The 20,770-nt window shown below is 67.3% G+C and carries 20 protein-coding genes; 7 read left to right on the top strand and 13 right to left on the bottom strand.

Going from position 1 to position 20,770, the window contains the following annotated elements; all coding sequences use genetic code 11:
• A partial coding sequence (locus ACFOYY_RS16475) for a CU044_5270 family protein (protein WP_386190220.1) occupies positions 1–894 on the top strand: 894 nt, incomplete at its 5' end.
• On the opposite strand, the gene ACFOYY_RS16470 is transcribed toward ACFOYY_RS16475, so the two are convergent.
• The 6 genes from ACFOYY_RS16470 to ACFOYY_RS16445 all read right to left on the bottom strand — a co-directional run bounded on the left by ACFOYY_RS16470 (position 887) and on the right by ACFOYY_RS16445 (position 7,825).
• A complete protein-coding gene (locus ACFOYY_RS16470; protein WP_352008692.1) occupies positions 887–1,048 on the bottom strand; it encodes a hypothetical protein in 162 nt (53 codons plus the stop codon). The two genes, ACFOYY_RS16475 and ACFOYY_RS16470, sit on opposite strands and share 8 nt — an antisense overlap.
• 147 nt (positions 1,049–1,195) lie before the next feature.
• Positions 1,196–3,223 (bottom strand): ABC transporter ATP-binding protein, encoded by a 2,028-nt coding sequence (locus ACFOYY_RS16465; protein WP_386190219.1) that lies wholly within the window; start codon positions 3,221–3,223, stop codon positions 1,196–1,198.
• 2 nt (positions 3,224–3,225) lie between these two features.
• Positions 3,226–4,122, bottom strand: coding sequence for an ABC transporter permease (locus tag ACFOYY_RS16460; RefSeq protein WP_352008690.1), 897 nt, complete (start codon positions 4,120–4,122; stop codon positions 3,226–3,228).
• Positions 4,119–5,123 carry an ABC transporter permease gene (locus tag ACFOYY_RS16455; protein WP_352008689.1) on the bottom strand — a complete coding sequence of 335 codons (1,005 nt, stop codon included), beginning with the start codon at positions 5,121–5,123 and terminating at the stop codon, positions 4,119–4,121. Before ACFOYY_RS16455 ends, ACFOYY_RS16460 begins: the two co-directional genes overlap by 4 nt.
• A gap of 12 nt (positions 5,124–5,135) precedes the next feature.
• Positions 5,136–6,806 carry an ABC transporter substrate-binding protein gene (locus tag ACFOYY_RS16450; RefSeq protein WP_352008688.1) on the bottom strand — a complete coding sequence of 557 codons (1,671 nt, stop codon included), beginning with the start codon at positions 6,804–6,806 and terminating at the stop codon, positions 5,136–5,138.
• A 65-nt stretch (positions 6,807–6,871) separates the two neighbouring features.
• A complete protein-coding gene (locus ACFOYY_RS16445) occupies positions 6,872–7,825 on the bottom strand; it encodes an aldo/keto reductase (protein WP_352008687.1) in 954 nt (317 codons plus the stop codon).
• Between the two features lie 184 nt (positions 7,826–8,009).
• Between ACFOYY_RS16445 and ACFOYY_RS16440 the strand changes: the two genes are divergently transcribed.
• The gene (locus ACFOYY_RS16440; RefSeq protein WP_352008686.1) at positions 8,010–8,582 is read left to right on the top strand and encodes a MarR family winged helix-turn-helix transcriptional regulator; all 573 of its coding nucleotides are present in this window, start codon (positions 8,010–8,012) and stop codon (positions 8,580–8,582) included.
• A gap of 247 nt (positions 8,583–8,829) precedes the next feature.
• Positions 8,830–9,585, top strand: a complete 756-nt coding sequence (locus tag ACFOYY_RS16435; RefSeq protein ID WP_386190218.1) for a hypothetical protein — start codon at positions 8,830–8,832, stop codon at positions 9,583–9,585.
• A 332-nt stretch (positions 9,586–9,917) separates the two neighbouring features.
• On the opposite strand, the gene ACFOYY_RS16430 is transcribed toward ACFOYY_RS16435, so the two are convergent.
• From ACFOYY_RS16430 to ACFOYY_RS16410, 5 genes are all read right to left on the bottom strand, one after another.
• A complete protein-coding gene (locus ACFOYY_RS16430) occupies positions 9,918–10,145 on the bottom strand; it encodes a hypothetical protein (RefSeq protein ID WP_386190217.1) in 228 nt (75 codons plus the stop codon).
• Entirely contained in the window at positions 10,142–10,702 is a 561-nt protein-coding gene (locus ACFOYY_RS16425) for an AAA family ATPase (RefSeq protein WP_386190216.1), read from the bottom strand. Before ACFOYY_RS16425 ends, ACFOYY_RS16430 begins: the two co-directional genes overlap by 4 nt.
• Positions 10,703–10,923: 221 nt before the next feature.
• On the bottom strand, positions 10,924–11,919 hold the full coding sequence (locus ACFOYY_RS16420; protein ID WP_386190215.1) for a CU044_5270 family protein: 996 nt from the start codon (positions 11,917–11,919) through the stop codon (positions 10,924–10,926).
• Positions 11,912–12,499 (bottom strand): RNA polymerase sigma factor, encoded by a 588-nt coding sequence (locus tag ACFOYY_RS16415; protein WP_386190214.1) that lies wholly within the window; start codon positions 12,497–12,499, stop codon positions 11,912–11,914. The genes ACFOYY_RS16420 and ACFOYY_RS16415 overlap by 8 nt, the downstream gene beginning before the upstream one ends.
• Before the next feature lie 153 nt (positions 12,500–12,652).
• Positions 12,653–13,294: a S1 family peptidase gene (locus ACFOYY_RS16410; protein ID WP_352008680.1), complete on the bottom strand. Its 642-nt coding sequence runs from the start codon at positions 13,292–13,294 to the stop codon at positions 12,653–12,655.
• Positions 13,295–13,724: 430 nt separating this feature from the next.
• Here ACFOYY_RS16410 and ACFOYY_RS16405 point away from each other — a divergent pair, with 430 nt between their 5' ends.
• The 4 genes from ACFOYY_RS16405 (at position 13,725) to ACFOYY_RS16390 (ending at position 19,572) form a co-directional block, all read left to right on the top strand.
• Positions 13,725–14,024, top strand: a complete 300-nt coding sequence (locus tag ACFOYY_RS16405) for a hypothetical protein (RefSeq protein WP_352008679.1) — start codon at positions 13,725–13,727, stop codon at positions 14,022–14,024.
• 178 nt (positions 14,025–14,202) lie between these two features.
• Complete coding sequence (locus ACFOYY_RS16400; RefSeq protein ID WP_386190213.1) at positions 14,203–14,619, top strand: hypothetical protein; 417 nt, start codon at positions 14,203–14,205, stop codon at positions 14,617–14,619.
• A gap of 267 nt (positions 14,620–14,886) precedes the next feature.
• The gene (locus ACFOYY_RS16395) at positions 14,887–15,972 is read left to right on the top strand and encodes a hypothetical protein (RefSeq protein ID WP_386190212.1); all 1,086 of its coding nucleotides are present in this window, start codon (positions 14,887–14,889) and stop codon (positions 15,970–15,972) included.
• A gap of 564 nt (positions 15,973–16,536) precedes the next feature.
• Positions 16,537–19,572 (top strand): N-6 DNA methylase, encoded by a 3,036-nt coding sequence (locus tag ACFOYY_RS16390; RefSeq protein WP_386190211.1) that lies wholly within the window; start codon positions 16,537–16,539, stop codon positions 19,570–19,572.
• Here ACFOYY_RS16390 and ACFOYY_RS16385 read toward each other — a convergent pair.
• Both ACFOYY_RS16385 and ACFOYY_RS16380 read right to left on the bottom strand, forming a co-directional pair.
• Complete coding sequence (locus tag ACFOYY_RS16385; RefSeq protein WP_386190210.1) at positions 19,510–20,466, bottom strand: integrase; 957 nt, start codon at positions 20,464–20,466, stop codon at positions 19,510–19,512. The two genes, ACFOYY_RS16390 and ACFOYY_RS16385, sit on opposite strands and share 63 nt — an antisense overlap.
• The gene (locus ACFOYY_RS16380) at positions 20,466–20,768 is read right to left on the bottom strand and encodes a hypothetical protein (RefSeq protein WP_386190209.1); all 303 of its coding nucleotides are present in this window, start codon (positions 20,766–20,768) and stop codon (positions 20,466–20,468) included. Before ACFOYY_RS16380 ends, ACFOYY_RS16385 begins: the two co-directional genes overlap by 1 nt.
• Positions 20,769–20,770: the final 2 nt, after the last annotated feature.

Genomic DNA, 20,770 nt, shown 5'->3' with positions numbered 1-20,770 from the left:
TCGAGGTCACGGCCGGGGCCGGCGCCCTCCTCGGCGGGGTCGCCGTACGTCACGGAGAGCGCGACCGGCTCCGGGCGGTCGATCCTGCTGGCCGCCGCGGTGACCGCCGAGGCGGACGTCGCCGCCGACGGCCCGTACTGGCACGTCAGCAAGCTGAACCGGCGGACCTACCCGGAGTCGTTCGGCGACGAGGGCGACCGTTACCGGGTCGTCGAGTCACGGCTCACCGAGCAGTGGGTCGCCGAGGACGGCGACGGGATCTGGGTCGGGACCCGCTCCCTGGGCGCGCGTCCGGCGGGCGAGGCCGACGAGGAGGCCTGGCGTCGTGACGGCTCCCCCGCCACGTGGCCGGTGCCCGGCGGGACGTTGTCCGCCGCACCCGACCGGGGCCGGCTCAGGGCCGTGACCGACGGGACGGCGTTCAGCATGGCGGGAAAGCCGATGACCCTCGAACAGATCAGGGCGCTGCCCACCGACCCCGGCGCCCTGCGGGAACAGGTCGCCGAACTGGTCAGGGACGCGCCGGGCGGCTCTCTCGACGGCGTCGTCGCGGACGCGCTCAGCGGCCTGCTGTGGAGCAAGCCGTCGCCGCCGAAGGTGCGCGCCGCCGCCTACCGGGCGCTCGCCGACCTGCCCGAGGTGCGTTATCTCGGTGAGACGAAGGACGAACGGGGCAGAGCCGGGGCGGCCTTCTCCTTCACCCTGCAGACCGCAGGCGCCACACGGCTCCCGGTGGCCGTGCGGCGGACCCTCGTCATCGACCCCGTCTCCTCACAGGTGCTGTCCTCGACCGTGACCGGCAAGCCGGGCAACGGGGACGACCAGGTCGAGGTGGTCCTTGAGGCGGGCTGGACGACCGGAAGACCGGCCGTCCCCGCCCTCCCGGTCAGCTGAGACAGGCGGGCTCGGTCGCCAGGTCGCGGAGCAGGTCGGCGAAGGCGAGCGCCTGCTCGGCCGTCATGCGGGGCTCGGGGCCGACGTAGAAGACCACGATGTCGCCGTTGAGCGACGTCGTGGCGGTGAACGGAAGCGTTGGGGAGATAACCATGATGCTCCGCATTCTTGCCTGCCCCACCGACAGTTCGCACATGGTTTACGCCCGCGGAGCCCGGCGGAGGCCGTGACGGGAGAGGGCGGCGCCCCACCGGCCGAAGCCCCGTCGGGCGGTGGGGACGCCGTCCGTACGGCGCGGTCCTCACGCCAGGCCCGCGATGTCCTCCGCCCAGTGGCAGGCCACGCGGTGCCCCGGAACGACCTCCCTGACCTGCGGGACCTCCTCAGCGCAGCGGGTCTGCCTGCGGAAGGGGCAGCGGGTGTGGAAGGGGCAGCCGCTCGGCGGGGCGGCCGGGCTCGGCAGGTCCCCGCTGAGGATGATCCGCTCCCGCCGCGCCTCGGCCACCGGGTCGGGCAGCGGAACCGCCGACATCAGCGACACGGTGTAGGGGTGCAGCGGGCGTTCGAACAGCTCCCCCGAGTCCGCCTCCTCGACCAGCCTGCCGAGGTACATCACACCGACCGTGTCGCTCATGTGCCGCACCACGGCCAGGTCGTGGGCGATCAGCAGCGTCGTCAGCGACAGCGTCCGCTTGACCTCCTGGAGCAGGTTGACGATCTGCGCCTGGACCGAGACGTCGAGCGCGGAGACCGGTTCGTCGGCGATCAGCAGGTCGGGTTCGAGGATGATCGCCCTGGCGATGCCGACCCGCTGGCGCTGGCCGCCGGAGAACTCGTGCGGGTAGCGGTGCTCGGCCGTGCGTGGCAGCCCGACCTGGTCCAGCGTGTTCAGCACCTTGGCGCGCCGCTCCCCGCGCCCGCCGGGCACGCCGTGCACACGCAGCGACAGCTCCAGGATGTCGCCGACGCTCTGGCGCGGGTTGAGGCTGGCCATCGGATCCTGGAAGACCATCTGCATCCGGCGGCGCATCGGGCGCAGCGCGCGTTCCCGCATCCCGGCCAGGTCGACACCGTCGAAGAGCACGCTGCCCGAGGCGACCGGTTCGAGGCGCAGCAGCGCGCGGCCGAGGCTTGACTTGCCGCAGCCCGACTCCCCGACCAGCCCGTACGTCCGCCCCTTCGGCAGGTCCAGGCTGACCCCGTCCACGGCGCGGACGTACTCGACGGGGCGGTTGGTGACCGCGGCGCGCCTGGCCGGGTAGCGCACCCGCAGGTCGCTGATCCGCACCAGCGGCTCGGGGCTCTCCCCCTCGGCGGGAGCGGCGGACTCCCGCGCCGTGACAGCGGCGGAGACGGGGACGGGGGCGTCGCCCGCCGGGTGGACGCACCGGAACCGGTGGCCGGGAGAGTCTTCGGTCATGGGCAGGCCGGGGACCATGCAGGCCTCGTCGGCCACCGCGCACCGGGACGCGAACGAGCACCCCGACTCCCAGGGCAGCCGGTCGAACGGCGAGCCGGGGATCGGGGTGAGCGGCGTGTCCCGCGGGGAGTCGAGGGCCGGGATCGAGGCGAGCAGGCCACGGGTGTAGCGGTGCATGGGCCTGCGGAACAACTCCTCCGCCGAGGCCGTCTCGACGACCCGCCCGCCGTACATCACGCTGACCCGGTCTGCCAGGCCCGCGACGACGCCCAGGTCGTGGGTGATCATCAGCAGGGCCGCGCCGTGGTCCCGGGCCAGCCTGGCCAGCAGTTCGAGGACCTGGGCCTGGATCGTGACGTCGAGCGCCGTGGTCGGCTCGTCGGCGATGAGCAGCTTGGGGCCGCACGCGATCGCTGTGGCGATCATGACGCGCTGGCGCATGCCGCCGGAGAGCTGGTGCGGGTACTGCCGCATCCTGCGGCGCGGGTCGGGGATGCCGACCTCGCGCAGCAGCTCCTCCGCGCGGGCCCCGGCCGCCGCCTTCGACAGGTCGGTGTGCCGCAGCAGGACCTCGGTGATCTGCACGCCGATCGGCACGACCGGGTTGAGCGAGGTCATCGGGTCCTGGAAGACCATCGCCAGGTCACGGCCGCGCCTGGCCGACAGCTGCCGGTCGTTCAGCGTGGTCAGGTCCTCGCCGTCGAACACGATCTCGCCCTCGACCCGCGCCGAGGCGGGCAGCAGCCCGAGCAGCGCCAGCGCGGTCGCGGACTTGCCGCAGCCGGACTCGCCGACCAGCGCCACGACCTCCCCGGCCTCGACGGTGAGGCTGACGCCGTCCACGGCGGCGATCGCGGGCTGGGCGGAGGCGAACCGTACCCGGAGGTTCCGTACGTCGAGCAGGGACATGGTCACCTCGTGGTCTTCGGGTCGAGGACTTCGCGCAGGGCCTCACCGACGAGGGTGAAGCCGAGCGCCGTGACGGCGATGCAGGCGCCGGGCAGCAGCGCCAGATGGGGGGCGCTCTCCAGCCTGGCCTGTGCCTTGACCAGCATGCGGCCCCACTCGGCGACCGTCGGGTCGGCCTGCCCGAGGCCGAGGAACGACAGCGCGGCCACCTCGATCGTCGCCGTCGCCAGGACGAGGGTGGCCTGCACGATCACCGGACCGACCGAGTTGGGCAGCATCTGGCCGAACACGATCCGGCTCGTCGGCACGCCCACCGAACGGGCCGCGACCACGTAGTCCAGGCCTCGCTGGGCCAGCATCGACCCTCTGAGCAGGCGGGCGAAGACCGGCACCTGCGCCGCCGCGATGGCGATCATCACGGCGACCGGACTGCGGCCCATCACGGCGGCGACGCTCACCGCCAGCAGCAGCGCGGGGATCGACAGCATCACGTCGGTCACCCGCATCGCCAGCGTGTCGACCCAGCCGCCGAGCCCTCCGGCGAGCAGGCCGACCAGCGCCCCGACGAGCAGGCCGAGCCCGGTCGCGGTGACACCGATCACCAGCGACTGCCGCGCGCCGTACACGAGCTGGGTGAACAGGTCGGAGCCGAAGCTGTCGAGGCCGAGCAGGTGGCCGGGGCCCGGCCCCGGCACCGACGACGGGGTGATCCTCCCCGCCCACTCGGCGCTGCCCGGCTCGTACGGCGTCAGCAGCGGCGCGGCGAGCGCGATCACCGTGAACAACAACACGATGACGCCTCCGGCGACCGCGGACCTGCGTCGGAGCAGGCGGCGCAGCGCGACCCCCCACGTCCCGCCGGCCCGCGCCGGGACGGCTGCGGCGGTCGGGGCGCTCATCGCTGCCTCGCCCTGGGGTCGATGACCGCGTACGACACGTCGACCAGCAGGTTGACGATCGCGTAGATGACCGCGATGAACAGCACGAATCCTTGGAGCACCGGATAGTCCAGATGGTTGACGGCGGTGAACAGGAACTCCCCGACCCCGTTGAGCGCGAACACCGTCTCGGTGAGCACCGCCCCGGCCAGCAGGGCACCGGCCTGCAGGCCGATCGTGGTGGAGACGGGCAGCAGCGCGTTGCGCATGACGTGCCTGCGCCGGATCACGGCCCGGGTCAGGCCCTTGGCGCGCGCGGTGCGGACGAAGTCCTCGTTCATCACTTCCAGCACCGAGGCCCTGGTGATCCGCACGATGATCGCCAGCGGGATCGCCCCGAGGGCCATCGCGGGCAGGATCAGGTGGCGCAGAGCGTCCCAGGCGGCGTCCCACTCCCCGGTCAGCACCCCGTCCAGCACGTACAGGCCGGTCGGGTGGGTCGCGTCGAGCCTGACGTCCTGGCGTCCCGCCGTCGGCAGCCAGCCGAGCCGGATCGCGAAGACGTACTTCAGGAGGTAGGCCAGGAAGAACACCGGGACCACGACCCCCAGCAGGGACGCCCCGACGGACAGGTGGTCCAGCGGACCGCCCCTGCGGCGGGCGGCGAGGTAGCCGAGCGGGATGCCGGCCACGACCGCGAGGCCGAGCCCGGCGACCGCCAGCTCGACGGTCGCCGGGAAACGCTCAAGGAAGCTGTCCACCACGCTCTGGCCCGTCCTGATGGAGGAACCGAGGTCGCCCCGCGCGAGCCGCCCGAGGAAGAGCAGGAACTGCTCGGGAAGCGACCGGTCGAACCCGTACAGGTGGTTGACCCGGTCGATCCCCTCCTGGGTGGCCCGCTCGCCGAGCAGTGCCCGCGCCGGGTCCCCGGGCAGCAGCCGCAGCCACACGAACAGCAGCAGGCTGAGGCCCAACAGCACCGGCACGACCAGGGCCAGGCGCCGGGCGACGAAGGCGATCATGTCGTCTGTTCCCTAGCCCTTGATCTGGAGGTTGTTCCACACCTCGGCCGCGAGCGGGCTGGTGACGTAACCGGAGATCCTGGGCGAGAGCGCGAGCGAGGGGACCGGGTGGGCCACCGGGATGCCCGGCAGCAGGTCCATGAGCTCCTTGCTCACCGTGGCGTACTTCTCGCCCTGCTCGGTGAGGTTGCGCGCGCTGCGCGCCGCGGCGACCGACTCGAACAGCTTCTTGTCCTCGAAGCCCCACTCGACGGTCTTGCGGCCGAAGAAGATGCCGAGGAAGGTGTCGGCGCTGTTCATGATGCCCGTCCCGCCGAGGAGGTACAGGCCGTGGTCGGTCTTGGCCTTGATCCTCTCCAGGTACTCGGGACTCCACTTCTCCGGTACGGCGTTGACCTTCAGCCCGACGGCCTCAAGCTGGGTGCGGATCGCCACGAAGGTGTCCTCCGGACTCGGCATGTACGGCCTCGACGTACCGGTCGGGTAGTTGAAGGTGACCGTCTTGCCGACCGCGCCCGCCTCTTCGAGGAGCTTCTTCGCCTTGGCCGGGTCGTGGTCGTAGGTGGCGACGCTGTCGGCGTAGCCGTTGACCGGCGGCGGGATGAACTGCTCGGCGGGCTTGGTTCCCGCGGGCAGCGTCTGGGAGACGATCGCCTGCTTGTCCAGGGCGTGGGCGATCGCCTTGCGGACCCTGATGTCGGCCAGCAGCGGGTCGGCCTGGTTCATGCCGAGGTAGAGGATGTTGAGCGGTTCCCTGGGCAGGACCTGGAAGCCCGCGCCGGACAGCCCCTGCACGTCCGCGGGCGCGACCAGGTCGTAGCCGTCGATCTCACCGCTCTGCAGCGCCTGCAGCCGAGCGGTGCCGTCCGGGATGATCCGTACGACGATCTTGTCGATCTTCGGCTTCCCGCCCCAGTAGCCGGGGTTGGCGCGCAGCGTCAGCCGCTGTCCCTTCTCCCATGACTCGAACAGGTACGGTCCCGTGCCGGTGGGGTGGGCGGATGAGTACTCGTTGCGCCGGACGTCGCCGGAGGCGCCGGGGTCGTCGGCCTTGTACTGCTTCAGGGCGGCCGGGCTCTGCATGGCGAACGACGAGATGGCCAGCGCGGGGATGAGGCTGCCGTAGGGGCGGGTCAGCGTGATGGTGACCGCGTCGCCCTCGGCGGCGCAGCTCTTGTAGATGCTCTTGGTGAGCGCCGGGTTGTCGCTGGTCTTGAAGCCGGCGAAGACCAGTTGGTACAGGTTGCTGATGTTCTCGGCCTGCAAAGGACCGTTCCAGTTGTACCAGCGCTCGAAGTTGAAGCAGACGGCCTCGGCGTCGAAGGGTGTGCCGTCGGAGAACTTCACACCCTTGCGGAGCTGGAAGGTGTAGTTCAGGCCGTCGTCGGTCTGCGACCAGGAAGTCGCCAGGCCCGGCGCGGGCTCGGCCGTGCCGGGCTTGATCGACACCAGACCTTCGAAGATCTGGTTGGCGACCCGTGTGCTCTCGCTGTCGGCGACGAACGCCGGGTCCAGCGCGACCGGCTCTGAGGCGGCGGCGAAGACGAACGTCCCCGCCTTGTCGCCGCCCGCGGCCGTCTTCTGCGTGCCGCGTTCGCTGGAACAGGAGGTGATCGCCAGCGCGAGACCGGTGGCACCGGCGACTGCGATCAGGCGTCGGATGCGCGTGGTGGTTGGGCTCACGGGTCGGCCTTTCTTCAAAACAGATGGTTGGAGCTTGTCCCCCGACGGGTGCGCTCGCGCGCGGGTCAGCCCACGGCGGGCTCGGTGTCGATCTCTCCGACCCGCAGCTCGTCCGGGTTCTGGGGCAGGTCGGCGACGGCGGCGCGCACGCCCTCCGTGCCCAGCCTGTTCACCAGGTCGAGCGCGCCGAGGTTGGCCTTGAGCTGTCCGACGCTGCTGGCTCCGAAGAGCACCGAGGCCGTACGCGGGTGGGTGAGGGCGAAGGCGATCGCGAGCTGCGCGGCGGTCGCGCCCAGCGCCTCCGCCCGTGCGGCGAACGCGTCGCGGACCTTCTCGGCGTGCCTGGTCATGCCCGTGGGGCCGAGCGGGCGCTCGCTGCCGGCGGCGCGCCGCCCGGCCAGCACACCGACGGCCAGCACGTTCGTCGTCTGGATGACCAGGTCCCAGCGCTCCATGACCTCGGCCAGCTCACTGTCCTCGCCCATCTTCCTGGCGATGGCCGAGTACGGCAGCTGCAGCACGCTGGGCAGCGGCATGCCCTCCTGGTGCGCGTAGGCGCAGGCCTCGTCGATCTCGGCGGGGGTCGCGTGGTTGATGCCCCAGTACCTGGTCAGCCCGGCCTCCACCAGCCCGGCCATCTGACGGACGATGTCCTTCATGTCCACGACGGTCTGGAAGTAGTAGGCCGTGTCCGGGTTGTAGATGACGCAGTCGGCCGCGTCCACCCTGGCCCGGGGCAGGGACTCCGCGAGCTGGTCGCGGAAGGAGGGGCGCGGCCCGCCGTACCAGAGCTTCTCGGTGTGGAAGTAGTCCTCCCTGGCGATGCCCGCCGCGTCCCGCGCCGCCGCGAACCGCATGTCGGTCTCGGAGACCGGATCGTCCGGCCGGGCGGCCGAGGTGTAGTGGCCCACGTCGAACCACGTGACCCCCGCGTTCCTCGCGGTCGTCAGGAACTCGACGATGTCCTCGTGACGCATCCGGTCGTAGGTGTGGTAGGAGCCGATGCTCAGCGCGGACACCTTGGGACCGTTAACGCCCAGGGAGTGATACCTCATCATGCGGCGGTGTCTCCGTACTCTCGGTTGGGTTCGACCAGCGTGGGCAGCGCCGCAAAATTTGTCAATAGATTGACCGTCAATACATTGGCAGTCATCATGATGGTTGAATGTCCTGATCGTTCCCACCACCCAGACAAGCGGAGCCGTGCCGTTGCCCAGTGACCGCGCACCGAACGCCGAGACCGCGCCCGACGCCGTGGAGGACACCACCATGTGGTCCCTGATCGGCCAGGCGGTCGAGTCCGTCCCCCCGCAGATCCCCGGGGTCGACGACGAGGCCATGCGGCTGTGCATGACGCTGCACTGCGCGACGAGCCTCGTGTTCTACGACCTGTCCGCCACCCTCAGGCGCGCCGACGCCGTCGCCGCCCCCACGCTCAAACTGCTGCTGATCCTCTACATGTACGGGGAGATGGAGTCCCGGGACCTGATCAGGCTCTCCGGGATGAGCAGGGCCGCGGCCTCCGCCCTGCTCGACAAGATCGTCGGCCAGGAGATGATCGAGCGCCGCCTGTCGGAACGCGACCGCAGGACCCACGTCGTCACCCTGTCGGAGAAGGGCAGGACCGCCTTCGTCGAGGCGTTCACCGTGTACAACGCCAGGGAGCGTTACTGGGCGGAGACGCTGACCCGCGCCGAGCGCGACCAGCTCATCGGTCTTATCGGCAAACTGGTCAACGCCCGCCTCGACGACGGCAACCTCCGCCGCAGGCAGTGACATCCCACCGGCGGGAACCCCGGGGGTCTTGAAACCTCGGGGTCCTCGGGGCTTTGGGATCTTGGAGCCCCGAGGGTCCCGAAGCCTGGAGACCGAAATCTGGAGACCGGGGCCTTGAGAGCCCTGGAGTCCTTGGGGTGCTTAGGATGCTTGGGGTTCTCGGAGGCCTGGGGTCCTTGGAGACCTTGGGGCACGACATGATCACGACGTGTCCGTGCGGGATCACCGCTCCCTACGATCATGATCTATGACAACTCGCCGTGTTTTGACGGTCTCCGCCGGAGTCCTGGCTCTGCTGTTCTCCACCCCGGTCGCCGCGTCCGCGTACCCCGTCGTCGGCGCGCCCGAGCTGACCCAGAACCCGCTCTACACGGTGCCCGCCCTGCCCTCGATCTCCTGCAAGGCGGTCAAGGGCACCACCAAGGCCTCAACGACGGCCTACCTCAAGAAGGTCGTCGGCTGCCTGAACACCGCCTGGGGCAAGCGGGTGAAGGACTTCGTCCCGGCCGAGGTGACGATCAAGGACACCTACGAGCACAGCCCCTGCTACACCGGCATCAAGGTGTCCGGCTCCCTCGCCGCCGGCTGCAACCGCTCCGTCGAGGTGCAACTGCGCTCCGACTGGATCAAGGCCAAGTCCGAACTGCCCGTCCTCGTCGGGGTCGCCCGCGCCTACGCCGGGTTCGTCCAGACGCAGACGGGCATCAGCGACGCCTGGTGGGCACTGCGCTACGACGGCGAGGAGGCCGAGATGAACGAGCAGACCCACCGCTTCTACCAGCAGGCCGACTGCCTGGCCGGAGTGTCCGTCAGGAGCCTCGGCCGTACGGCCCGCGACTGGGGGCGTCTGCTCTCCGCAGGAACGCCCAAGGAGTACGGCAGGTTCATCCCCAAGTGGTACGGCAAGCCCGCCAACCGTCTCGCCTGGTTCAAGACCGGCTACGGATCGGGGAAGCCCGGCGCCTGCAACACCTGGAAGGCTCCCTCCCCCAAGGTCGCCTGACCTCCGAGCGGCGCGTCCCCTGGGACGCGCCGCACCCGGGGAACGTCAGAGGCCGCCATCAGGGAAGGGGTGAAATATCGGTATGTCGCTCCACAACGCCTCCCCCACCGCGGTCAGCGCCCACCACACACCCCCCGCCACCAGCAATCCGAGCAACACCGCCACCACGACCAACCGCCCAAGAGAACCCCAGGACCTCATACCGACTAAGACTCCGGCACAGGGCGCGGAGTTCGACGCTTCCGGGAGATCACGGCCTTCCCAGCAGAAGCCGTTCGACGTCTCAAGAAGCCTGGGACCGAGAGCGGCCGGACAGTCGTCGTCTGAGTCGATCAGCAGCAGGATTCCTCCCCCACACCGGTGAGCTGGTAGGACGCCCGGAGGACCGCGTTCTCGACCCCGCCACGGGCGACAAGTCCGCTGCGGGGGACACGGCGGGGCGGAGAGATCCGTACGTCCCAGCGCGAAAGCGCCCCGGCGATCCTGCGAAGCAGGACAGGAAGCGCGGACACCTCACCGTCGCCCTCCACGATGGAGGCGATCGTGACCGGGCCGCTCATGCGCCTGTCTCCGGCCGGAGCTGACCGTCGCGCAACAGTTCGCCAAGGATGGCGTGCCCCTCTTCGAGAAGGGCGCGGCTGACCCCGTCGATCTCGCCGACCACGGTCACCCCGTTCTCCATCGCCACGACCCGGACGGAGGCCGGATCGATGCCGTCCCGGTCGAGCAGTTCGGCGCTCTGAGTGGTGATCACGACCTGGACGAACTCACTCGCCTCCGTCAACGCGTCGAACAACGCCCCCGCCGCAGCGGGGTGGAGCGCGGTCTCCGGTTCCTCGACGGCCACCAGTTCCGCCTGCCCGTCGAGTACGGCCGGCTGGAACAACGCGGCCGGCACACCGGCCGCGTGCAGGGTCCCCACGGAGATGGCCTCCGGCCCGAACGGCCGCTCCGCGTCCCGGGTACGGAGTTCCACGGCCGAGTACTTGTCGACGAGCCGTTCGTCCACGCCCAGCGCCTCCGGGACCATCGCGCCGAGATAGTCGTCGATTCGGGCCTTGAACACGGGATACCGGAACGCCGACTCTCCCGGCGTCGGCCCGATGTGCTTTCCCAAGTAGCCGACCCTCCCGGTTCGCCGGCTCGGATGGAACCGCCGCATCTGGTCGACGTCCCACCGCCGTGGACCACCCGGCTCCGCCGTACCATCCGCCGGGACACAGCCTGGCTCCCGCGGCTCGGATGTCACGGCCATCCGCTTTCCGGCCAGAGGCCATGGCCGAGACGACGCGAAAGCACGTCCAGCAGGCCTCGGCGGGCAAGGTTGTCCGTTCACACCTACGAACCGGGAAGTTTGCCTGGTTTGTCCACAATGCCTTTGGCGAGTTCGGCGGTGGCGTAGAAGCTGCCCGCCGGAAAGGCGATCTCACCGTTGATGAGTTCGTCCCGTACGTAGTCCACCCGCGTGCCGAGGAACTCGTACGTCGTGGCGTCAAGGACAAGGTACGACCTGGAGATCACCTGACCGTCCGTGTCGTGCTCGGTGCCGACTCCCGGGGCACCCCGCTCGTAGGCGATCCCGATGCCCGCCCTGCCCGCCGCGTCGCGCACGCCGGAGTCCACCCGCACACCCGGAATCCTGGCGAGGGCCCGGAAGATCGCCCCACGCAGCCTGGGCGGCACCGGCACCTCCTGGTCGAGGTAGACCGACAGCACCCGGAAGGCCCGCGCGTCCGGGGGCTCGCCGGTGTCCCACCTGGGCTTGGTCTCCCAGTGCCGGTCGCCCCTGACATGTGCCAGCAGCCGGTCGGGGTCGGTGGGCAGTCCGGCCAGCCTGGCCACGTACTCACGCGGGGTCAGGTCGTCGTCGTCCGGATCCGGCGTGGAACCGAACTGCTCCAGTGGTCCCCGCCCCCACCGTACGGCCCGCCGCGTGCCGTCGTAACGGGTCCAGGACTCCTGCGTCTCGGGCGCCGCGTCGTTCGGCTGTTTGACCATGTTCTTCCGGTACAGCCACTGGTCGGCGCGTGGTTCCGGGGTGAGCGCGCGCCGTTCGGACACCTGGGCGGCCCGTACCAGCACGACCGCCGCGTTCATGGGCCTCGTCTCGACGGCGACCGAGGGGCGTACTCCCTGAGGCGGCGGGACGGCGCCGTTGACCACCACCGCGACGGCCACCGCGCCGGCCGCCGCACTGACCGTCACGAGCAGGGACGGTACGAGCCGGAACCGGCGGCGAGGCCTCAGCACACGGGCGCGCAGGGCGTCCAGCCGGTCCGCGCCGGGCTCGGGCGCGTCCGCTCGCATGCCGTTCAGCAACTTCAGGTCATCCACGGGTGTCCTCCTCAACGACGGCTGACGGATCGGCACCCAGCGCCGCACGGGTCTTCCTCCTGGCTCGGTGCAGCCGCGAACGCACCGTGCCGACCGGTACGCCGAGGGCCAACGCCACCTCCTGGTAGCTGAAGTCGGCCCAGGCCACCATCAGCAGCACCTCGCGGTCCTGCGGTGAGAGCACCGCGAGCGCCTCGGCCAGCTCCCGGTGTGCCGCCGAGGCCGAGACGCGAGCCTCCACCCGGTCCGCGTAGCTCTCCGCCACCGTGTCCGTCCCGGTCCTGGCCAGCGCCCGGTACGCCCTGACCTCGGCGCGGCGGTGTTTACCGATGAGGTTGGCGGCGATCCCGTACAGCCACGGGCGGGCGTCTCGGTGGGCGGTGTCATAACGCCCAAGCCTGCGGAAGGCCGCGAGGAAGGTGTCGGCCACGACGTCGTCGGCCAGCGACTCGCCCAGCCTGCGGGTCACGTATCGATGGAGCGCGGGAGCGTGCCTGTCGAACAACACGGAGAACGCTGCGGGATCACGCCGGGCGCGGGCGATCACCTCCGCGTCGTCCGGTTCGGTTTGGGCGATCAAACGTGGGCTCCGTTCGTGAGAACTGGTCACCCTCCTTCACCCGATCCCGGGCTCCGGGTTCTCGCCCGCTCCCAATGACGAGAGGCCGCCCCCCGGGTTCCCGTTGGACGGCCCCTCATCATGGCCGGTCACGCGTGCTCCGGTGTCCGGAGGTCAGGGAGAGGTGAGCAGGGTCAGTCCGTACCGCCGCAGGATCTCGTTGATGGGCACGTAGTAGGAACGGCCTCCCGCGCTGCAGTTGCCGGAGAAGCCGAGCAGGATTCCCTGCAGCTGGCCGTTCGCGTAGAGGGGAGATCCCGGCGGGGTGCCGGGCTCGAAGCAGATGCTGGTCACGAGCAGGCCGGTCACCGTTCCCTGGGGCAGGCTCAGCGAGGCGTTCCTGCCGAGCAGGGTGCCGCACCGCCACCCGGTCGTACCGCCGAAGCCGCAGACCTGGGAGCCGACGGGAACCGGGGTGCTGCCACGAACCGGCAGGTCACGGCCGCCGGGGACTCTGAGGACGCCGACCGGTTCCCAGGCGGAGGTCACGCTGACCCAGGCACTGGAGGGGATGGGGTGGGTCGAGGCACGGACGGTCCCCACGACCGCCCCGTTCGCCGCGCGCACGGTCTCGCCCGGAGAGCCGCAGGTCCCGGAGGTGACGAACCCGCCGGGAACGGCCGCTCCGACCGTGCAGCGGCCGTTGGTCCCGAAGGAGTCGCCGACGTAGATGGGGGTGCCCGTCTCGGCGAAGGCCACTCCAGGAGTGGACAGAAGAAGGCCGAAGATCAACAGAAGAGATATCCGTCGCATCATGAACTGACGGTAATTTTCACAAAGACAACTGCCAATAGTCATCCCTCCCGATCCGTCACATATCGCCATCCCACACCACGGCGAGGACACGGGCATCCACGCGAACCGTCCGAGGCCGTCCGGTCTCGGACCCCGCCGCTCCCGTTCTCACGAGAGAGCCGGAAGGCCAGGTCAGGGATCGCCGGTCCGGCCCCGCAGAGAAAACCGTTCAGCAGGCCGGGTCATCCGAGCCGGCCCTTGACCATCCCGACGATTTCGTGGGCGGCGAAGTCAAAACGGATTGTCAGAAACGACAAGGCGTCACCGCAGGGCGTTCTCGGCCTGGTGAAGGCACAGAAAGCGCTTGCCTGGCTCCTCCTGGTCCGTATTGTCCATTTAGGACAATTTCATACCGGAAGTGGCTTTGCCGTTGAAACCGGAGGAAGCACACATGAGAAGTCGATTTACGGCCATGTCCGCCACCGCCTTGCTCACCGCGTCGCTGCTGGTGGGCACCGCGTCCCCCGCCCACGCCACCCTGACGGGCTGCACCACCTGGCAGGAGGGGTACGTCGTCCACAGCAAGTGCACGGGCGGCACAGGCACACAAGCGGTTTACGTGAGCGGCGTGCACGTGAACCCCGCGGTGGGATGGGTCGCCATGACCGGCCCCCGGGTGGGGGTGGGCGAGGTGTCCTCGGTCAACTTCCCGGGCACGGTGTGGTACCGAAGCACCACCCTGTACGACTGATGCGACCCCGAACGGCATAGATCTCTGCGGAGGACCGGCACAACCGGAAGGTCGACGAAGCCCCTGGCCGTGGAACACCAGGCCAGGGGCTCTTTCCCGGTGGTCGTGAGAGGCAGGAGAGGCGGACTCGAACCCACGGTCCGGAGACCATGAGGCACCCGCGCCCCTGTGACACGGCATGCCGTCTGCCCTTGCGTTTGCGGTTGGCGACCTGCTTCCCGCGCTCAAGGACGACCGCCTCGATACCGTGCCGCCGGGTTTTCCTGAAGGAGTGGCCCTTGTCGCCCGGCACACGATCCGGGCGGGTGCGGGGCCGGTCGACGCGGCGGCGCAGCCGGAAGGCGGCCGCGACCACGTCGAAGACGGTGCCGCCGGCGATGTCGCCGCCGGTCAGGTGGGGCCTGGTGGTCAGTCCGCTGCGGGAGCGTCCGAGGGCCTGTCGTCTTTGCGATTGTTCCGCGTCTTCCCCCTCGCTGGCTCCGACGGCGTGCTGGTGAGGCAGGCGATGGTCAAGCCGATGCCGCCCTTGGCCTGCGGTTCTTCCAGTCCCCTGACCCAGGCGCCGTCCTCGTCCCAGCGCTTGAATCGTTCGTAACGGATCTGCCAGGGACCGTAGCGCTCGTGGATACCTTCAACCAGGGGCTCCGGCCACAGGATCCCGTTGACGACCTCACGGCAGGTCACGCCAGGGGGCGTCTCCCCTGGCGTCCCTCGCGGCCGGCGGGAGCTCGATCCGTTGCCAGGCCCTGTCGGTCAGCTCACTCGTCGCGCCACGGACGATCACCCAACCGCGTCCGAGATGATCATTTATCAGGCATTGCCTAGAGTTGGTGGCCGACGCCACCTCTGCCCCGGAGGCACGATGAGTGTGAATGAGCGGCCGACCGGTTCCCGCCCGGCCTGGCGGGACGTACGTGGCTACATGAACGGTCACCGCCACGACCTCGCTCGCGTCGCCGGTCGATTCCATGACGGCTACCGGCGGGTGGGGGCGACGCCCCTGCTGACCCGTGAGGACTGGCTGCTGAACGAGCCGCTCCCCCTCGACCGGGTCACCCTGAAGTGGAGCGATCAGGCTCCTTCCCCGGTGGTGACGGGCGAGGAGCCGGAAGCCCGTCCGGCCCTTCCTGAGGACAGCGCGAACTACTCCGAGGCCATCGCCCGTCACGACAGACCCGCCCTGTTCGAGAACCGGCCGTGCTACCGGTTGCTTGACGTGTCGTGGCCGACGTTGAGCTTCACCGGCGGTTCCTACTTCGACGGTGTCAACGTCGGGGAGACCGCGGCGCACGAACTGGCGTCGGCCCGGCTTCTCCATGAAGAACGGCTCCCTTTCCGGTCCCTCGTCGGAGACCCCACCGACCTGAGTAGACGCGTCGTGCTCCCCGCCGTCTCAATGCTGACCTTGCGGCAGGACCGGACCGGAGACATGACATTCGTCCTGCACTGGCGCGACCCCGCCAAGGTCGCGCACGCGGGTGGCCTCTACCAGGTCATGCCGGTGGGCGTCTTCCAGCCGATCAGCGCCGCGTCGTCCAGCCAGGACTTCGACCTCTGGAAAGGCATGGCGCGGGAGTACAGCGAGGAGTTCCTGGGGCGCTCCGAGGTGTACGGCGAGGCCTTCTCCTACGGGTCCTGGCCCTTCTACCGGCGGATGGAGCAGGTGAAGGCCGACGGTCGCCTCCGCTCCTTCGTCCTTGGCCTGGGGATCGACCCGCTGACGTTCGCGGCGGACATCCTGGCCGTCACCGTGATCGAGGCGGAGGTGTTCGACGAGCTCTTCGAGGACATCGTCAACGACAACGACGAGGGGCGGGTCGTCGAGGTCGCCGGCATCCCGTTCCAGGCCGACCAGGTGAGCCGATACGTCCACCACGAGCCGATGCAGGCCGCGGGCGCGGCCGTACTGGACCTCGCCTGGCAGCACCGGCAGAACCTCACGCCATAAACCGGGCCACCGTGTGAACCGACGGCCTCCTAGAAACTCCGGCACGTATTGCACGACCGAGAACCTTGGCCGGGAAACACCACGTCAGAGGCGCTTTCCTGATGGTCGCAAGAGGTAGGGCGGGCGGGACTCGAACCCGCGACCCAGGGACTATGAGACACCCACGCATCTACGACAAGGCATGCCTTCTACCTGCGCGAACACCTCTTCTCTTGATGAGACGCGCCTACTCTGGGAAGGCATTGGGAACAGTCACCCACCAGGGTGCCATGATCCGTGCAGTGCTGATCGTCAAGTTGCTAGCCGCCAACACTAGAGTCACAGTGTGAGGGAAGCTTCCACACGGTGCCTCATCCTCTCATCGCGACCGCATGGTTATTACAAGGCCCGAGAACGCGACGGCAGCCGACGTTCCGCGTCTGGTGTCGTGCGCTGAGGTGGCGGTACCCGAGGCATACGCCTGGTGGCATCGGATGTCCAACGGGCGAGCGTAATGATGTCGAGTTGGCCCCAGTTATGGCCATCTCATGCCAAGACTGATCTACGCGTGCTACACCTTCGGAAGTGCCTACCGTTAACCGCGAAGACGTTGAGGACCTCCTGAAGCGCCTTGCTGGCCGTAACCCCCTCCGCAGCGAGGCAACCATCCAGGCCGACGTGCGTCAGATCCTCCTCACTGGAGGACTTAACCTCGCCGAGAATGACCTAGACGTCCATCTCGAAGCTCAGGTAGGAAACCGGCGGAGGATCGATGTTGAGGTCGGATACACGGTCATCGAAGTTAAGAAGAGTCTGAGTGAAACCATCGTTCAAGCAGCAGAAGCCCAACTTGGCGACTACGTTGCCATGCGTAGTCACGAGACCGGGCAAAGGTACGTCGGCATCCTCACTGATGGAGCCGAATGGCGAGCCTACCAGCTGAGGAATGACGTTCTAGCTGAGGTAACACGCTATACGCTCAAGGCTGGACGTCCAGACCTGCAAGGGTTGCTTGGGTGGCTGGAAGGCGTACTCGCAACACGCCGAAACGTTCCACCGACCCCCGGTGAGATTCGCGATCGGCTTGGTGCGGAAAGTGCTTCTTATAGTCTAGATCGAGCAAACCTAGCAGCCCTATACGAAGCGCACGGCCAGCTCCCGACCGTCCAACTTAAGCGACAGCTATGGTCGCAACTCCTCCGCAGCGCCTTAGGGACTCAATTCAGCGACGATGACGAACTGTTCCTCGAACACACTCTGCTGGTCAATAGCGCCGAGATCATCGCGCATCTTGTTCTCGGTCTAGATGTCACCGATATGCGGCCTGCCACGCTACTCGCTGGCCAGCGCTTCGCCTTAGCTCAAATCTATGGAGTGGTCGAAGAGGATTTCTTTGACTGGGTTTTAGAGGTTCCCGGAGGCGAGTCCTTCATCCGTACTCTGGCTCGACGGCTGGCCCGGTTCGATTGGGCGAACGTTGAGCATGACGTACTTAAAGTTCTCTACGAGTCGATTATTGGGACTGAGACGCGCAAGCGCCTTGGCGAGTACTACACGCCCGACTGGCTCGCCAACCAGGTGGTCGCCGAAGTCGTTACCGACCCACTTAATCAGCGAGTTCTAGATCCAGCGTGTGGCTCCGGAACCTTCCTCTTTCATGCTGTCCGCCGCCATCTCGCAACCGCCGAAGAAGCCGGGATCCCTCTTGCCACCGCACTGTCTGAGCTCACCGGTCATGTCCTAGGGATCGACTTACACCCCGTGGCCGTTGCGCTTGCCAGAGTCACCTATCTGCTGGCTATCGGTCGCCATCGTCTCATCGATCAGCATCGGGGCCCCATTACGGTTCCTATTTACCTTGGAGACAGCGTCCAATGGACTCAACGGGTGGACCTCTTCAGTCAAGGAAACCTACTCATCTCTACTGGCACGGGCAGCCAAATCTTCGAGGATGAACTGCGTTTCCCAGATCATCTCCTCGCTGATGCAGGCCGGTTCGACCGACTCGTCTCTGAGATGGCCTCCCTGGCAGCGAAGAATCGTGCGAAGGGCGCCATTCCGTCGCTGACCGCCTTATTCAAGCGTCTCGCCATTGCCGAGGTTGATCAGCCCGCGATCAGAGACAGTTTCGAAGTGCTATGCCGCCTTCAGGATGAGGACCGAGACCATATCTGGAGCTACTATATCCGCAATCTCGTACGCCCCGTCTGGCTAAGTCGGCCGGAAAACCGGGTGGACATTCTCGTAGGCAACCCTCCCTGGCTCTCATATCGGCACATGAGCAAAGATATGCAAGGAGTGTTTCGCGAGATGTCAGAGGCACGAGGGCTATGGCATGGAAACACCGTCGCAACCCAACAAGACTTATCCGGGCTCTTCGTAGCCCGCGCCATCCAGCAGTACCTCAAGGTCGATGGATCGTTTTCTTTCGTTTTACCAAACGCAGTGCTTGACCGGGGATACTTCGCTGGCTTTCGCTCAGGTAAGTACTCTGACCCTTCCGAACCGATCACAGTGGGCTTTACCGGGTCCTGGGATCTGCGCCGTTTGCGCCCCCACTTCTTCCCACGAGGCGGAGCAGTGGTCTTCGGAAACAGGACAAATGATTCTGCCCAGGCACTGCCCATCGAAACAGTTCGCTGGACTGGCAGGCTGCCTCGCGGCACTCACTCATGGGAAGCAGCGGAACCACACCTGACGCGACACCCGTCGACGCTAATCATTGGCGCTCAAGGGACCGACGGACCATCACCATATGGAGCTCGTTTCGCCAATGGCGCCACAATATTTCCCAAGGTTCTTTTCTTCGTTCGCCCGCAGCCAGCCAGCCCTCTCGGTTTTGGCGCAGGGCGACGCGCTGTTCAATCTCAGCGCAGTAGCACAGAGAAAATACCTTGGAAGAATCTCCCTGACACTTCCGGGGTCATAGAAAGCGAATTCGTCCGACCCGTATTGCTCGGTGAAAGCATTGTTCCTTATCGCGTCCTCCCTGCACGCGAAGCCGTGCTTCCCATCGAAGGGGATCGCTTGATAGGTAGCGATGACTCACGACTCGATCTCTACCCCGGCCTGGCGGAGTGGTGGCGATTCGTCGAAAGCCAATGGGTTAAGTACCGCTCAAGCGATCGCCTTACCCTTATGGAGCAACTCGACTTCCGGCGCAAGCTCAGCCATCAGCTCCCCCCGTCACCGCTACGTGTGGTGTATGGAGCATCCGGAATGCATGTTGTTGCCGCTCTAGTTGATGACCAGGTTGCAGTATGCGAACACAAGCTGTATTGGGGGGCTGTTACTAGCTATGAGGAGGGTTTCTACCTATCCGCCATTCTCAACTGTCCAGCACTCACGCAACTAGTTAGGCCATTGATGTCATACGGGAAAGACGAAAGGGATATTGACAAGAGCATCTGGAAGCTACCTATCCCGTTTTACAACCCGAGCAACGAGGTGCACACACGCCTCGCGACACTGGGAAGAATGGAAGCCTCACTTGTGGCCGACCTTGATCTGAGCGAAAATAAGAGTTTCATTCAGCTTCGGCAGATGGTTCGAAAAGCTCTAGCGGAGGGGCCTTATTCGGAAGAAGTTGACGAACTGGTGGTCGGACTCTTGGACCAGTAGATAGATATATTTACAGAAAATTCTCACCTCAGAGAGACGAGAGAACCCCCTGCGCGCATGCCTCACCAAACGTGATATCTCAGATCGCTGCCAACAGGGCGGTAGCGTCGTCGTAACACTTTGTACGGGGAAGCGCACGCCGTCCGCGTCGCCGTCCTCCGCTTGCCGAACCTGCGCGATGAGACCTTCTGGCCCTTGCTTGGTAAGCACAGCCATGAGATCCACCCAACCTCCAAGCGCAAAGTCCACATAGCGGGCCGCGCCATCACTGAGCAGCGCCATCCGCCCCAGGTCGCGAAGAGGCAGGGAGGCGGCGAGCGCCTGATATGCCGCCTCCGGCATTGTGGCCGCGACCCAGTGGCCGCCTGGGCGGTTGCGGGGTCTGTGCTGTTCGGCGACGAGCTGGAGCCGCTCGGCTTGGTGTTCTGGTGTGCCGGGACGGAACTTGTTCATCCGTTCACGGATCTCGGGTCCGATCTCGTCGATGCGGCGATCGGCCAGGTGGCGTATGCCGTCTGGGCCGTCGAGCACGAGAACGGCATCCGAGAGCACAAGGTAGTCAAGACGCTGCTCGTGCTCTCGGATCAGAACAGCTGTCGCCGAGGGGGTTCCTGGATTCAGAAGATCACAAGTGTCCACGTGGAGTGCAGCGACCTGTGAGACCCCTTCCGCGAGCGCGTCGGTGAGCGGAATCCCTCGGCGGGTGATGAGGAGGTCCATCACCCGCACCCCCAAGGTTTCCACGTACCACGGTGTGCCGTGGATGCACCCTGAGCCAAGCTCGGGCGGGCCGCCAGCACCATCGAGCACGAGGGCAGCCTGAGTCGTGGCCAGCACGAAATCTTCGTTGGGACGGCTCTCTGTTCCGGGAGCCGTAGCGAACGTGATGCGCATCAGGCCTCGTCATGACGGTAGAGCGGAGTCAAGCCTCTGGTGGCCGTGACTTGGTGCCCTTCGGGAGCGAAGTCACACTCGATGGCCATGGAGAAACGGCGCGTGCGCACCTCTTCGTAGAGCTTCGCGAGGTTGTTTTCCACGAAGTGGATCACCCCTTGAAGGCCCATCGCGTGAATACCGCAGGCGTACAGGAATGTTCCGTGCTGGTCGGGGCGTGGGAGGCGTGCCAGGTAGCCGACGCAGGAGTTCTTCCCCGAATCCATCGGTGATCGGTACACCTTGTCAGCCCGCTGATCCACCA

Origin of the sequence: Streptosporangium jomthongense, assembly GCF_042650425.1 — a bacterium.
Lineage (GTDB): Bacteria > Actinomycetota > Actinomycetes > Streptosporangiales > Streptosporangiaceae > Streptosporangium.
Note: the sequence above shows the minus strand (reverse complement) of the source record. Positions and strands in the feature narration are given on the sequence as shown.

What these genes read in the sequence shown, in the direction of transcription:
- ACFOYY_RS16470 (WP_352008692.1), bottom strand. Translation starts at nt 1,048, where the DNA reads ATGGTTATCTCCCCAACGCTTCCGTTCACCGCCACGACGTCGCTCAAC.
- ACFOYY_RS16465 (WP_386190219.1), bottom strand. Translation starts at nt 3,223, where the DNA reads ATGTCCCTGCTCGACGTACGGAACCTCCGGGTACGGTTCGCCTCCGCC.
- ACFOYY_RS16460 (WP_352008690.1), bottom strand. Translation starts at nt 4,122, where the DNA reads ATGAGCGCCCCGACCGCCGCAGCCGTCCCGGCGCGGGCCGGCGGGACG.
- ACFOYY_RS16455 (WP_352008689.1), bottom strand. Translation starts at nt 5,123, where the DNA reads ATGATCGCCTTCGTCGCCCGGCGCCTGGCCCTGGTCGTGCCGGTGCTG.
- ACFOYY_RS16435 (WP_386190218.1), top strand. Translation starts at nt 8,830, where the DNA reads ATGACAACTCGCCGTGTTTTGACGGTCTCCGCCGGAGTCCTGGCTCTG.
- ACFOYY_RS16430 (WP_386190217.1), bottom strand. Translation starts at nt 10,145, where the DNA reads ATGAGCGGCCCGGTCACGATCGCCTCCATCGTGGAGGGCGACGGTGAG.
- ACFOYY_RS16410 (WP_352008680.1), bottom strand. Translation starts at nt 13,294, where the DNA reads ATGATGCGACGGATATCTCTTCTGTTGATCTTCGGCCTTCTTCTGTCC.
- ACFOYY_RS16405 (WP_352008679.1), top strand. Translation starts at nt 13,725, where the DNA reads ATGAGAAGTCGATTTACGGCCATGTCCGCCACCGCCTTGCTCACCGCG.
- ACFOYY_RS16400 (WP_386190213.1), top strand. Translation starts at nt 14,203, where the DNA reads ATGCCGTCTGCCCTTGCGTTTGCGGTTGGCGACCTGCTTCCCGCGCTC.
- ACFOYY_RS16395 (WP_386190212.1), top strand. Translation starts at nt 14,887, where the DNA reads ATGAGTGTGAATGAGCGGCCGACCGGTTCCCGCCCGGCCTGGCGGGAC.
- ACFOYY_RS16385 (WP_386190210.1), bottom strand. Translation starts at nt 20,466, where the DNA reads ATGCGCATCACGTTCGCTACGGCTCCCGGAACAGAGAGCCGTCCCAAC.